General features: G+C 36.3%; 10 protein-coding genes. 3 read left to right on the top strand and 7 right to left on the bottom strand.

Translation table 11 applies throughout. From position 1 onward, the window contains the following. Nucleotides 1-55: 55 nt before the first annotated feature. From HX124_RS04435 to HX124_RS04410, 6 genes are all read right to left on the bottom strand, one after another. Entirely contained in the window at nucleotides 56-1,825 is a 1,770-nt protein-coding gene (locus tag HX124_RS04435) for a leucine-rich repeat domain-containing protein (RefSeq protein WP_286382066.1), read from the bottom strand. Between the two features lie 95 nt (nucleotides 1,826-1,920). Further along, the gene (gene dapF / locus HX124_RS04430) at nucleotides 1,921-2,766 is read right to left on the bottom strand and encodes a diaminopimelate epimerase (RefSeq protein WP_107007067.1); all 846 of its coding nucleotides are present in this window, start codon (nucleotides 2,764-2,766) and stop codon (nucleotides 1,921-1,923) included. A gap of 13 nt (nucleotides 2,767-2,779) precedes the next feature. After that, entirely contained in the window at nucleotides 2,780-4,024 is a 1,245-nt protein-coding gene (gene lysA, locus HX124_RS04425; RefSeq protein WP_286382065.1) for a diaminopimelate decarboxylase, read from the bottom strand. 34 nt (nucleotides 4,025-4,058) lie between these two features. Continuing rightward, complete coding sequence (gene lptM / locus HX124_RS04420; RefSeq protein ID WP_107007065.1) at nucleotides 4,059-4,277, bottom strand: LPS translocon maturation chaperone LptM; 219 nt, start codon at nucleotides 4,275-4,277, stop codon at nucleotides 4,059-4,061. 118 nt (nucleotides 4,278-4,395) lie between these two features. Next, on the bottom strand, nucleotides 4,396-5,961 hold the full coding sequence (locus tag HX124_RS04415; protein WP_286382064.1) for a hypothetical protein: 1,566 nt from the start codon (nucleotides 5,959-5,961) through the stop codon (nucleotides 4,396-4,398). A 165-nt stretch (nucleotides 5,962-6,126) separates the two neighbouring features. Then, nucleotides 6,127-7,524, bottom strand: a complete 1,398-nt coding sequence (locus HX124_RS04410; protein ID WP_107007063.1) for an amino acid permease — start codon at nucleotides 7,522-7,524, stop codon at nucleotides 6,127-6,129. Between the two features lie 419 nt (nucleotides 7,525-7,943). Between HX124_RS04410 and HX124_RS04405 the strand changes: the two genes are divergently transcribed. The 3 genes from HX124_RS04405 (at nucleotide 7,944) to HX124_RS04395 (ending at nucleotide 11,937) form a co-directional block, all read left to right on the top strand. Next, nucleotides 7,944-9,299, top strand: coding sequence for an alanine/glycine:cation symporter family protein (locus HX124_RS04405; RefSeq protein ID WP_286376727.1), 1,356 nt, complete (start codon nucleotides 7,944-7,946; stop codon nucleotides 9,297-9,299). Nucleotides 9,300-9,432: 133 nt separating this feature from the next. Further along, complete coding sequence (radA, locus tag HX124_RS04400; protein ID WP_107007061.1) at nucleotides 9,433-10,821, top strand: DNA repair protein RadA; 1,389 nt, start codon at nucleotides 9,433-9,435, stop codon at nucleotides 10,819-10,821. Nucleotides 10,822-10,941: 120 nt separating this feature from the next. Beyond that, nucleotides 10,942-11,937 (top strand): Tim44 domain-containing protein, encoded by a 996-nt coding sequence (locus HX124_RS04395; RefSeq protein ID WP_286382063.1) that lies wholly within the window; start codon nucleotides 10,942-10,944, stop codon nucleotides 11,935-11,937. Between the two features lie 72 nt (nucleotides 11,938-12,009). Here HX124_RS04395 and HX124_RS04390 read toward each other — a convergent pair whose 3' ends face one another. Continuing rightward, entirely contained in the window at nucleotides 12,010-12,702 is a 693-nt protein-coding gene (locus HX124_RS04390) for an aspartate/glutamate racemase family protein (protein ID WP_286382062.1), read from the bottom strand. Nucleotides 12,703-12,753 lie beyond the last annotated feature (51 nt).

Genomic DNA, 12,753 nt, shown 5'->3' with positions numbered 1-12,753 from the left:
AAAACTCAAATTTCAATAATTCTCAAGTTTTAAAATTTTTATTCTCAATTGGACGCTATCCAATCATCTTTCGTTGAATAATTTTGATATGTTTATTATGTTTTTCAAATTCATCTAAGTTTTGCAATGAACAACAACCTGAGATAAATATTTCTTCAAGATAGCTAAGCTCTAACAAAAATAAGGGCAGTTTTTTTAAATGAATACACCCAGAAAGATGTAAAACTTCTAATTGTCTAAGATGCTTCATACTTGTAGGCAATTCACTCACAGTACATCCAGAGAGGTGAAGTACCACTAATTTTTTTAGCCTTGTAAAATCAGGCAATTGAGTTAAACGAATACAACCTGAAAGATGTAAATACTCTAATTGATCTAAAAATCTCACTGAATCAGGTAAATATTTGAGCTTTTCACATCTAGCCAACCTGAGTTCTTTGAGCTTCTTCAGCTGACCAATTGATTCTGGTAAACTTTCCAAATGATTACAACCTGATAAATCTAAAATCCTTAACTCATATAATTCTGCAAGTTCTGAGGGTAAATTTTTTAGTTTATAACTTCTAATGACTTTTAATTCTATCAAGTTTTTGAGTTGAAAAATTTCTATTGGAATCGCCTTTAAATTGACCCATTTATTGAATGTCAAATATTTTAATTTTTTGAGTGTTGCAATTTCTTTAGGAACAGTGGAGAGACAATCAAAATCATTAAAAACTAGATGGGTTAATGCGAATAGTTTTGGATGAATCTGCTGAATATTTTGTCTAATACCATTTAGCTCTAATGCAAAATTTTGAAATACAAGTGCATTTTTTTGATGATGATTTTGTGTTTTTAAAATCGTTTTTCTATCACAAAAATCTTGATAATTCATTTCAATTTTATAGCTCAAATATCGATTCAAATTTTCATCAATAACAATGTCATCATACATAATATTAACGCAATTATTTATTTCTATACTCAAAAAGTTTAAAGTTAAATCAGGTAAAGATAATTGTGTTATGCCAACACAATTATCCAATGTAAGATAAGAAAGCTTTTGAAGTTTTTTAAATTGGTCTTTTTTTAGATTAATCTGATAACATCCACAAATTTTAATATATTCTAAATGACCAAGTAAATTAAAACTATCAGGTAATTCTTTTAGTTCGGGGCAATTTATAATATCAAACATCCCTAATTGACTTAATTGCCCTTGTTTTATTTCAAAAATACTTTTCAAATTTGGTAAATTTATAAAATGAATACAGTAAATTTTCTTTAAATCCGCAATTTCTGGTGGCAATACTCTAAAACCTTGGCAATTGCTTATTTCTAGATGCTGTAAATGATTTAACTCTATAATTTTCTTTGGGAGTTTATCTAAATAACAACAATTATTTATTTCAAGTTCTATTAAATTTTCTAAATTTTGAATTGAATCAGGTAATGCTTTGAACGTATTATTTTGTAAAATGAGTGTTGATAATTTCTTTAATTTTTTAAACTGAGGAGGAAAGTCAATTGTTTGATTTACATCCAAAATATATAAATACTGAAGATCATCAATTTTATCTAAATTTTCCAAAAACTTTTTTACACTCAAATGACCAAATAAAATGATCATCTTTGCATTTTTATATGTAGCAATAGGCTCTATATTAATTCTTTCTTCAACGCCATCATCTAAAATAAGTACATCTGACAAAAATAATGAATATTTTAACAAAATATTTTCAAATCTATTTTTAAACTTAAAAAAATTTTTAATATGTTCATTTAACATCAAAGAAAATATGTCATGAGCAGGCATTTTAAAGTATGAATGATCATTATTCATATTTTATCCTTTATATTTTTTATAAATTTTATTCTTCATTTTTAAAATATTTTTAGTTGAGTCATCTGAACGTATTCAAATGACTCTGTTTTCAATCAACCTTGGAAATAACGTAAATCTAAACGACCTTCATAAACATTTGCAGTTGGACCTGTCATCCAAACCACATCGCCTTCTTTCCACTCAATGTGCAATGTACCGCCTGCAAGCTCAATTTCCACTTGATTAGACAATAAACCACGACGTATGCCCGACACTGCCGCAGCACAAGCACCTGTGCCACATGCCATGGTTTCACCCACACCACGTTCAAAGACACGTAAACGCGCATGTTTTTCATCAATGATTTGCATAAAGCCTGCATTTACACGCTGAGGAAAACGCGCATGTGACTCAACTTGACGACCAATATTTTCAACATCAGCCGTTAAAACATCAGAAACCACGGTGACTGCGTGCGGATTTCCCATGTTGACAACATCAATCGTCAACTTTTGTTCATTGGCTAAATCGATGTCATATAAAGCATCTGCTTCTTCCGCAACAAATGGGATTTCAACAGGTAAAAACTTCGGATAGCCCATATTGACACGCACCCAACCATTGGCACCAATCTCAGGCTCTACAATCCCTGCACAGGTTTGTACCTTAAATTTGGTTTTATTGGTTAACTGCCGCTCATGTACAAAACGCGCAAAACAACGTACACCATTACCACACTGTTCGACTTCAGAACCATCTGCATTAAAAATACGATATTTAAAATCGACGTTTGGAAAATCAGGTGGCTCAACGATCAATAGTTGGTCAAAGCCCACACCAAAATGACGGTCAGCCAAACGACGAATTGTAGCGGTATCAAAAAAAGCACGTTGGCTGATCAGGTCAACCACCATAAAGTCATTGCCCAAGCCATGCATTTTAGTAAATTCTAATAACATCTGCATTTACTCCTTAAGGCAATAACTGTTCATTTTCCCAAAGTGATTCAATCGTTTCACGCTGACGAATCACATGTGCTTGATCGCCATCAACCATGATTTCAGCAGCACGTCCACGGCTGTTGTAGTTTGAGCTCATCACAAAGCCATAAGCCCCTGCACCCATAACTGCCAAAATATCATTTTCTTGTAATGCTAAATCGCGCTCTTTTCCTAAGAAATCACCCGTTTCACAAATCGCACCCACAAGATCCCATGTTTTTGTTTCAACATCGGTACGAGGTGTAACTGCTTGAATGTCCATCCATGCTTGATATAAAGACGGACGAATTAAGTCATTCATTGCTGCATCAATAATTGCAAAATTACGATGATTGGTCGGTTTCAACAAATCAACTTTGGTTAATAACACACCTGCATTGGCAGAGATACTGCGACCTGGCTCCATATAGACTTTTAAGCCAAGTTTCTCTAAAGCAGGACGCATTGCATTGGCATATTCAGTCACTGTAGGCGGTGTTTCATCTTTATAAGTCACACCTAAACCACCACCAATGTCGATGTGTTTTAGATTGATGCCAAGTTCTTTCAACTGTTCAATCATGGCAATCACACGATCAAGTGCATCAACAAAAGGCTGCGTTTCTGTTAACTGTGAACCAATATGACAGTCGATGCCCACAACATCAAGATTTGGTAAAGACGCTGCATATTGATAGGTTTCAAAAACGACATCTGAAGGAATACCAAATTTATTTTCTTTTAATCCTGTTGAAATATACGGATGTGTTTTCGCATCTACATCTGGGTTTACACGTAAAGAAATCGGCGCTTTTTTGCCAAGTTGTGCTGCAACTTTTTGAATACGATCAAGTTCAGCATAAGATTCAACATTAAAACAAGCAATGCCCACTTCTAAGGCTTTTTGAATGTCTGCTTCTTGTTTCCCTAAACCAGAAAATACGATTTTTGAAGCATCGCCACCTGCGGCTAACACACGTGCAAGCTCGCCACCTGTCACAATATCAAAACCTGAACCTAGTTTTGCCAGTACATTCAATACCGCAAGATTTGAGTTTGACTTCACCGCAAAACAAATTTGATGATCGATAAATGCAAAAGCTTTATCCATATCTAAATAATGTTTTTCAAACGTTGCTTTAGAGTAGACATAAAGCGGTGTGCCAAATTGCTGTGCAAGCTGATCTAAAGAACATTGCTCTGCATGCAATACCCCATTAATGCGGGAAAAACTCATGAATGTATCCTTTCAATAAAAAACTATAAAAGCTTTAGTTAGTGGTGACTTCTGATGCAGCAGCAACATCGACTGAATCTGTCACCTTACGATCTGAATGAGATGCCTTAGGCGCTGCATTTGGATAAAGCAAATATTTTGCACGTTGATCGTAATTTGGGTCATTTGGAAGTTGTAAAGCGCCTGATTGACCACACGCTGTTAATAAGAGACTTATTGACAACAAAGCGATTTTGTTTGAAATAGCGCGCATCTGTATATCCAATACAATGTTTGACCAAAGTATAGCGTGATCATTCAGATGATAAAAGTCAAAGCCTATGATTTACTCATCGGCTTTTAACATAAGTGAAATTGATAAATTTGCTAAATTATTCTGTATGCTCTCCAGCACTGTCTAATGCTTTTTGAATCGCATTTTTAGCAATGTCATAAGATAAATACCTGTATAAATCATGCAAGGCTTGTCTACCACTTTCACCATACTGTAATAATACATAGATGGCTGTATTTGCTAAATTAGTACTATTTGCACCGATCCCCGCAATTTTACGATAACCAATCTGTACAACACGACTTAATAATGCAATCACTTCTGGTTGTGTAGGCAATAACAATAAAAACCACAACACGCCTTTCAAGGTATTTTCATTTTTACTGTCAAATATACGCATATTTCGCGGTGAATTTTGCTCAATCAATGTCATCCATCCTGACACACGCTGTACATAAGCATCCTGAATGGATGACTGTAAAATTTCTTCGGCTTTTTTTAACCATTTTTGACTGGGTTTTTTCGCACCTACATTGTCTACATGCTGCCAAAATATCTGCCAATCTGCTTTTTTATCTGCGTCAAAAGCTGAAAATTCTTGTTGTAAAATATCCACCCAAACCAAAGGCATCTCACTATAAAATGCCCTGCTTGGCGTCACCGCAGATAACGGTAATTGATATTCGATATCTGCATTTTGCGCAGAACTGAGTGTATTTTGCTGCGTAAATGCTACTGCCAACTCGCTGACTTTGTGTTGAATTTGTTCCAAACGGCGCATAGCTATAGATTGGGTACTATGTTTAGTAAACTGAATCTGTACCATCGCATCTACAATGACACGATTCAATTGTTGCGCTTTGGCAACTTTTTCAATTGAAAATGCTAAATGTAAAATAAAAGGTTTGGCATAAATCATTTTTTGAATAATTAAATCAAAATTTTGCACTAATTTTTCTAAAATTTCAGCTTGATTTAAACGTTTGTCTTTTTGCTCCATTAACACAAAAAATAACTGCTTACTGACCCAATAGTGAAAATATGCTTCTTTTTCAATCGCAAATAAAAATAAATTTAAAATTTCTTCAGGATATGTTTTCACGATCTGCAATTGTAAGCCTTTGATTAAAGGCTCACGTTCATCATAATTCAAATCCTGATAAGGACCTAAAAGGTCAATATATGCATCCAATAAATCAAGTAAGCCTGCTGGAAAATGAAAATCTCCCTGATGATAAAGCTGTTGTAAATTCCACAATTCTTGTGTTTTTTCTAAAATCTCTTTGAGATTTAACAGACCTTTTACCAAATATTCATGATAGGTATGCTGCCTTACAAAATAGGGTTTACCCAAATCATATAATTCATTCAATAATGCAATGAGTTGTTGCCTTTGCTCAGGATGATCTCGATAAAAATTCGCAATCGCTTGTGCTCTTGGTACATAATGAATTTTATATTCAGAAATCGGCAAAGCCGCTTCTAAACTTTCGATATAGTCAACACACAATGCCAACAATGCTGAAGGCTGTTGCTGATATTTTTCCTGAATTAAGCTTAACCATGTTTGATATCCTGCTCTAATTTCATAATTATGTGCCAGTCCATGCACACGCTGTATGTCTTGCAAATGTCTTTGTAAATATTCTTGATCATGACTCATGTTTATTTTCCCCCTTTTTATTTTGAATCAATATTTTAATATAGAGATTTGTTGTCTTCTAGAACAAAAAATAAATCATAAAAAGTATAACGACACTCTTTGTCGCATAAAAAATACCCTATGAAAACATAGGGTATTTTAAAATTTCATTACGAAGAATAAGCACTATTTTTTCTTATAAAAAAAGAAATAACCGATGGCTAAAATCACCAACCATATTGGACTAACACGTAGAGCTTGTGCAGTAACTTCATCTTTTGATAGGACATAAATCATTCCAATAAAGAATAAAATCACCACATAACACGTTAGAGGACCACCGGGTAATTTGAAAATAGATTTTTGATGTAATTCTGGGCGAGTTTTATAATAAACCAAATAACTCCACAAAATAATAATCCAAACCAAGATAAATAAAATTGTAGATAAGGTTGTTGCTAAGGTAAATGCTTTCACAGTATCAGGTACAACATACTGTAACCCAGCACCTAATAATAAACATACACCAGAGAAATACAAAGCATTCGCAGGAACAGCACGACCATTCAACTTGCCAAAAGCTTTCGGACCTTGTTCTTCACGAGATAAACCAAACAACATTCGACTTGTAGAAAAGACACCGCTGTTCATTGATGACATCACAGATGATAACACCACTAAATTCATAATAATTGCGGCTGCGGCAATACCTGCTTGACTAAATAAATTAACAAACGGGCTGACTTGCGGATCAATCAAATCCCATGGCGTTACTGACATCACAATAACCAACGCCAATACATAAAAAATAATGATACGGACTGGAATTGAGTTCACTGCTTTTGGTAAATTTTTCTCTGGATCTTTGGTTTCTGCGGCTGTAGTCCCGACTAATTCAACACCAACAAAAGCAAAAATTGCAATTTGGAAACCCGCAAGAAAACCATCAAAACCTTTAGGGAACATTCCACCATGATCCCATAAGTGTGTAAATGAAGCGACATGCCCTGTTGTAGATGTAAAATCAGTAAAAATCATCCACAGACCTACAGCAATCAAAACTAGAATGGCGATAATTTTGATTAATGCAAACCAAAACTCTAACTCACCAAAAAGTTTTACTGTAACCAGATTCAGCCCCATAATGAAGAAAATTGCAGCAATACTGATCATTGCCCCTTCAATAGGCGAAAATGCTTCACCACCATTAAAAAATTGTAAATAATAAATAATGGCTGATAAGTCTGCGATTCCGATTGTGATCCAGCACAACCAATACGTCCATCCAACAAAATAACCTGCCCAAGGACCAATTAAATCAGTGGCAAAATCAATAAACGACTTATATTTCAAGTTAGAAAGTAATAATTCGCCAAGCGCGCGCATGACAAAAAACACCATCAAACCAATAATCATATAAATAAATAAAATCGAAGGACCCGCTTTACTAATGGTCGAACCAGAGCCCATAAACAGCCCCGTACCAATCGCACCACCAATTGCAATCAACTGCAAATGACGGTTGGATAAACTCCGTGCGAGCTCCCCATTTTCATTGGAGGAAGTGTAATTTCCGTTTGACATTTTTAATTCATCTTTCGTGTTAACTCGCACAAATTAGCTTAATTTTGCAAAAAAATAAAAAAAAATATTCGACTTGACTACTTATTGCACATCTGGTTTTTAAAGTGTTTTCCATTTTTTACCAATCAATAATTTACTGATTTTATTTCACTTTACGAATTACTATAAAAATCAACCATTAAAACTGACTGCATTTCTACAAAATTTAAAATCTGAAATGACTTGTAACTTAAATAAATCTATGTCAAAAAAGAAATCATTGGAAAAAACAATATGTCCTTATGCGCTTGTTTTATAAAGTTCATATTATTTCAGTGATATGAATTCAAAGATAATAAGTAACAAAACACGGATGGCATAGCTTTTGCTTTATTAGAGCTAAGCTAAATTCAGAATGGAAATAACAAAGAAGAAGTATTATGCAAAATTTACAATCCCTGATGGAAACACTTAGCGGCTGGGTATGGGGTCCATACATGCTCATCCTTATTGTGGGTACAGGTATTTTCCTGACATTTCGGCTACTGTTTTTACAATTTCGTTTATTGCCTTTGGCATTCAAACAAGTTTTTGGCAAACATGACAAAGCGAAAAGCGCAGATGGCGACATTTCTCAATTCGCCGCATTAATGACCGCCTTATCTGCCACTATTGGTACAGGTAATATTGCAGGGGTTGCAACTGCATGCGTACTTGGTGGACCAGGCGCGGTTTTTTGGATGTGGATCACTGCTTTAGTCGGTATGGCAACAAAATATGGAGAAGGTGTTTTAGCTGTTAAATATCGAATCAGTAATGAAAAAGGCGAAAAATCAGGCGGTCCAATGTACTACATTGAACGTGGCTTAAAATGGAAATGGTTGGCTTTAATTTTTGCACTATTTGGTACTTTAGCTTCATTTGGTATTGGTAGTTCAGTGCAATCAAATACTGTCGCTTTAGCTGTAGAAAATAGCTTGGGTATCCAAACATGGATCACGGGTATTGCCATCACTGCTTTTTCTGCTCTTGTGATTTTAGGGGGGATTAAATCGATTGCTAAAGCGGCATCTTTTATTGTGCCTATCATGGCTATAGGCTATGTACTGGGTGGTTTAGTAATTATTTTATCCAATCTTGATTTGGTTATGCCTGCTTTAAGCCTGATTTTTCGTGATGCATTTACAGGTGAAGCCGTTGCTGGTGGTGCAATTGGTGCTGTGATTCGTTATGGTGTTGCCCGTGGTGTCTTTTCCAATGAAGCAGGTATGGGTTCTGCGCCTATTGCTGCTGCTGCGGCAAAAACTGATCATCCTGTACGTCAAGGTCTAGTTTCAATGACAGGTACATTTATTGATACTATCATTGTATGTAGTATTACAGGCATTGTGTTGGTCATGGGTTATATCATGGCAGGCAACAGTTTTGGTGCTGAAACAGGTGCTGTACTCACCACACAGATTTTTGACCGTCTTCTACCGGGTGTTGGTGGTTGGATCGTGACATTTGGGATTATTTTCTTTGCTTATTCGACTATTTTAGGTTGGTGCTATTATGGTGAAAAATGTGCGACCTATTTACTTGGTGAAAAATTTGTTCTGATTTATCGCATTATTTATATCATCAGCGTTTTTGTGGGAACTGTGGCTACACTCGATCTGGTTTGGCTATTTGCAGATACATTTAACGGTTTAATGGCTGTACCAAACTTAATCGCATTACTGTTACTTTCTGGTGTGATTGCCAAAGAAACCAAAGATTTTATTGCTAAACGTAAATCGGGTGAATTGTATTAAATACTTCAAAATTTCCCCCCCCTATTTCCACATAAGAGCGACTTAAATAGTCGCTCTTTTTGATTGGCTGACTGTGGAAGCAACAAAATCTATTGTATAGTCAAAATAATTTTCATGTGTACTGAACTTATTTATGGCTAAAGTTAAAACTGTTTATCGTTGTGAACAATGTGGTACAGACCATTCTAAATGGGCAGGTCAATGTTCAGACTGTGGTGAATGGAATTCTTTAACTGAAGTACGTATTGAACCTGCCGTAACACATCGCGCCAAACCAATGGGCGGTGGTTATACAGGACAAGCGGCAAATGTTACTTTACTCAATAAAATCACAGTATCTAATGAAACACGCTTAGCAACGGGAATTAGTGAATTTGATCGTGTTCTTGGTGGTGGTCTGGTCACAGGTTCAGTTGTATTAATTGGTGGTGATCCTGGTATTGGGAAATCGACCATTTTATTACAAACAGCAACCCACATGGCGGCTGTAAATAACTCTGCTTTATATGTCACAGGTGAAGAATCACTCTCTCAAGTTGCCCTACGCGCAAACCGTTTAGATCTGCCTACAGATAAACTACAAGTTATGGCAGAAACCTGTGTAGAGCGTATTTGTGAAACCTTGGCGCAACTGCGTCCATCCGTTGCAATTTTAGACTCGATCCAAACTTTATATACTGAAACGCTACAATCTGCACCTGGCGGTGTTTCACAAATCCGTGAATCTGCCGCACTCCTCACTCGTTTTGCTAAAAATAGTGGAACTGCTTTATTTATTGTGGGTCATGTCACTAAAGAAGGTTCTCTTGCAGGTCCTCGTGTACTTGAACATATGGTTGACTGTGTCCTATATTTTGAAGGTCAGTCTGACTCACGTTATCGTATGATTCGTGCAGTGAAAAACCGTTTTGGTGCGGTGAATGAACTCGGTGTGTTTGGTATGACAGACAAAGGGCTAAAAGAAGTTGCCAATCCATCAGCAATTTTTCTTAGTCGCTATGATGAAGCCATTCCTGGCTCTGTGGTCATGATCAGTCGTGAAGGTACACGCCCACTTTTGGTTGAAGTGCAAGCCCTAGTAGATGATGCTCACGGTCAACCCCGTCGTGTAGCCTTAGGCTTAGAGCAAAACCGTTTAAATATGTTACTTGCTGTGATGCACAGACATGGTGGTGTACAAACTTCAGGACAAGATGTTTATGTCAATGTCGTCGGTGGCTTAAAAATCACTGAAACAGGCTCTGACTTGGCTGTATTACTGGCATGCGCTTCTAGTTTACGTTCCAAAGCACTTCCCCAACAATTAGCCGTATTTGGAGAAGTTGGCTTATCAGGTGAAATCCGTCCTGTACCGAATGGTCAAGAACGCTTAAAAGAAGCCATCAAACATGGCTTTAAATTTATTATTGTGCCACGTGCCAATGCACCACAAAAACCTATTGCTGGTGTACAGATTATTGCTGTTGCTCGTTTACATGAAGCTTTAACTGAAGCGATTCAATTAAGTGATGAACATAGTTAAAGAAATCGTTGTTTTTATGTGAATAACTGTGCAAAAAACTGTCGATCATTCTTGATATTTCTCCTAAAAGGCGTCATATATAGAAGTTATATTTCTCGTTATATTGAATAGGAAAACGCAATGGAAGTTCGACAGCGTAGTTTAATGGCTGGTGTATTAATGGCAGCATTGGTGGTTGCACCTTTAGCAGAAGCTAAACGAGCAGGTGGTGGTAAAAGTCATGGCATGAGCCGTTCCGCTACGCCAAGTCAGTCTTATTCACAACCACGACAAGCTACGCCTGTACAACAACCGATGCCTGCTCAAAATACTCAACAGAAGTCAGGTTCTGGTGTAGGTAAAATGGTTGCTGCTGGTGTTGCAGGTGCAGCAGTGGGTGCAATTGCCGCAAATGCAATGGCAGATGACAACAATACAAATCACCAAGCACAAACCAATGATGCAGAGTTAGCAAAACAACAAGCTGCTGCTCAGCAAGAAGAGGAAAAAGGTGGAATCCCAAGTTGGATCTGGCTCATTCTCATTGCGGGTGGTGCTTTCTTCTTGTTCCGTAAATTTGGTGCAAAAAAAAAATTAGCAGCAACTAATCCATACGCACCAAATAATGCAGGTCCAACAAACGCTCCTTTTGGTAAATCAACTGCACCAAATCACCAAGACAATACCAATATTTTTGGTCAGTCGGTGGCAGGTGGTGCAGCAACTCAAGCACCGTTTGGTTCTGCATCAACACAAAGTGGCAATCAACTTCCAGATGGTACTGAACCTGCGGCATTTTTACGTATCGCACGTCAACGCTTCAACCATATTCAGTCTATGAATACAGCAAGTAATATTAGTGAAATTCAACGTTATTTAACACCAGATCTTTATCAGTCTATGTATAGCGATATCATGGCAAATCAAGATCAAGACGTTGCTGAATTCTCTAATTTAAATGCAATGGTGACAGATTCTGCAACTGAAAATGGACAATACATTGTCAGTGTTCGTTTTACAGGTACAGTGAGTGAAGACTTAAATAGTCAACCTGTGCCTTTTACTGAAATTTGGCATTTTGTTAAACCAGCAGGTTCTACACAAGACTGGCTCGTTGGCGGTATTCAACAAGCATAATTTTAATTTTTTAATCAAAAAAACCAGTGCTCGCCACTGGTTTTTTATTTTAAAAATAATCATTTATAAAAATTAATTCGATAAAGAAAACTCAACCAAAGCATCAACATGAATATGTGTAGTATCAAAAATAGGGACTTGCAAATCTTGCTGCTGAATCAACAAACCAATTTCCGTACACCCCAAAATAATACCTTCAGCGCCTTGCTGCAACATCGTTTGAATGATCCTTAAATATTCATGTTTAGATGATGCATTTATTTTGCCACGACATAATTCCTGATAAATGACATCATGAACAATCATTTGATCAGCAAGTGTCGGCGTTAAAACCTCAATGCCTTGTGCAATGAGTCTAGCCTTATAAAAATCTTGCTGCATAGTGAATGCAGTGCCCAATAAACCCACACGTTGAATATTTTGTTTTTTGATGACTTGAGTGGTTGCATCGACAATATGTAAAAAAGGGACTTGAACTGCACTTTCAATTTGTTCAGCAACTTTATGCATCGTATTGGTACATAGCGCAATCACCTCTGCGCCAGCGAGTTCCAACTGCATTGCGAGTTTTGCAAGATATTGCCCTGCTTCATCCCAACGATTTTCTCTTTGTAATTGTTCAATTTCATGAAAATCAACACTACTTAAAATCACTTTTGCAGAATGTAACCCCCCATATGACTGCTGAATTTTACGATTGAGTTGTTGATAATAAATATCTGAAGATTCCCAACTCATTCCACCAAGTAAACCAATTGTTTTCATTTTCAGTTCATTCATCGCATTTTATGGTTAATTTTTTAACATAAATGCTTT

Origin of the sequence: Acinetobacter sp. 226-1 (assembly GCF_030329325.1) — a bacterium.
GTDB lineage: Bacteria > Pseudomonadota > Gammaproteobacteria > Pseudomonadales > Moraxellaceae > Acinetobacter > Acinetobacter sichuanensis.
Note: the sequence above shows the minus strand (reverse complement) of the source record. Positions and strands in the feature narration are given on the sequence as shown.

What these genes read in the sequence shown, in the direction of transcription:
- HX124_RS04435 (WP_286382066.1), bottom strand. Translation starts at nt 1,825, where the DNA reads ATGAATAATGATCATTCATACTTTAAAATGCCTGCTCATGACATATTT.
- dapF (WP_107007067.1), bottom strand. Translation starts at nt 2,766, where the DNA reads ATGTTATTAGAATTTACTAAAATGCATGGCTTGGGCAATGACTTTATG.
- lysA (WP_286382065.1), bottom strand. Translation starts at nt 4,024, where the DNA reads ATGAGTTTTTCCCGCATTAATGGGGTATTGCATGCAGAGCAATGTTCT.
- lptM (WP_107007065.1), bottom strand. Translation starts at nt 4,277, where the DNA reads ATGCGCGCTATTTCAAACAAAATCGCTTTGTTGTCAATAAGTCTCTTA.
- HX124_RS04415 (WP_286382064.1), bottom strand. Translation starts at nt 5,961, where the DNA reads ATGAGTCATGATCAAGAATATTTACAAAGACATTTGCAAGACATACAG.
- HX124_RS04410 (WP_107007063.1), bottom strand. Translation starts at nt 7,524, where the DNA reads ATGTCAAACGGAAATTACACTTCCTCCAATGAAAATGGGGAGCTCGCA.
- HX124_RS04405 (WP_286376727.1), top strand. Translation starts at nt 7,944, where the DNA reads ATGCAAAATTTACAATCCCTGATGGAAACACTTAGCGGCTGGGTATGG.
- radA (WP_107007061.1), top strand. Translation starts at nt 9,433, where the DNA reads ATGGCTAAAGTTAAAACTGTTTATCGTTGTGAACAATGTGGTACAGAC.
- HX124_RS04395 (WP_286382063.1), top strand. Translation starts at nt 10,942, where the DNA reads ATGGAAGTTCGACAGCGTAGTTTAATGGCTGGTGTATTAATGGCAGCA.
- HX124_RS04390 (WP_286382062.1), bottom strand. Translation starts at nt 12,702, where the DNA reads ATGAAAACAATTGGTTTACTTGGTGGAATGAGTTGGGAATCTTCAGAT.